Genomic DNA, 1,229 nt, shown 5'->3' on the forward strand with positions numbered 1-1,229 from the left:
ACCTTGATTTCACCCTTGTCTACCAAATCTTTAACTGCCTTTGGTACTGTAGTTTTAGGTACAGTTGTTGGAACAGTTGATGTCTGTACGGTTGAAGATATTACTGACGGTTCTGTCGGTTCTTTCTCAGCGTTACAGCCTGCAAGAATGCTTATGCCGACTGCTGATGTGCCTGCAAGTATTGTAGCACCGCAGACAACGGCAATTACCTTGGTTTTTACTGTCGCAGTTGCTGTTGCCTTTACAATAGATGAAACTGTTGACTTTGCACCTGTCGCAAAGCCTTTTGTTGCAGATGTTGCAAGTGTCTGTCCGTTCGGGAGCTTGATTGTAATGTTCGGTACTGCAAGGCTCTTTGCTTCTTCCTTGAAAATAGTTGTAAAGAAAGGTACAACAACAACACCGTGAAGCTTGTCACCGCTTTTGTTTTCGTAATCTTCAATTGCAGTTTTCATCTTTGCCCTTGAATAATTGAGCCTTGAAAGCACAGTACCCCTTGAACATTCAAAGACTTCTGCGATTTCATCAACAGTCATTTCATTAAAATAGTGCATAATCACTGTCTGATACTGAACATCGGACAGTACTTCCTGCATAATCGAAAGAATAATTTCTCTCTTTGCCTTGTCTGAAATGTATTCTTCGGGAATTGATATACGCTCGTCAACTATTGCCTGATTTTCAAAAATTTCATCGTCCAGTTGGATTTCACCTTTACCTTTCAAATAATTTTTGCACTTATTAACGGCAATTCTGTTAAGCCAACTTCTGATTTGTGATGATTTTTCCAAAGATTGGATTTTTAAAAAAGCCGTTATGTAAGTTTCCTGCATAATGTCCTGTGCGGTTGTTTCGTTCTTTAAAAAGCTGATACAAGTAAACCACACTTCACGCTCTGTAAGCTTGTAGAGCTTTTCAAATGATTTGTTATCTCCCTTTTTAATTTTCTCTACTAAGTGGGAAATGTTCATAAAATAACCTCCTCTCATTTCCTTTCATAATATAGACAATTTAAAACGGCTTTTGATTTTATAAAATCCGAAAAAATTTTAAAATTTTTCAAATTTTGTCGATTTTTTTAAAAAGCAAATATTTTTCGCATAAAACAAAAAGTGCTACGAAGAATGAAGTCTTAAACTTCTTTCCGCCACAGGCGGCGGTCGCAAGGCTACCTCAAGTCCTTATAGCGGTAACTGCGAGTGACGGTGATTACTATATGTCAAACTTCC

General features: G+C 37.7%; 1 protein-coding gene. It reads right to left on the bottom strand.

From position 1 onward, the window contains the following. Positions 1–971, bottom strand: a 971-nt coding sequence (locus RBATCC27255_RS07985) for an RNA polymerase sigma factor (protein WP_169923301.1), incomplete at its 3' end; no start/stop codon positions are given. Between the last annotated feature and the right edge of the window lie 258 nt (positions 972–1,229).

The sequence above is a fragment of the Ruminococcus bromii genome (assembly GCF_002834225.1).
GTDB classification, from domain to species: Bacteria; Bacillota; Clostridia; order Oscillospirales; family Acutalibacteraceae; genus Ruminococcoides; species Ruminococcoides bromii.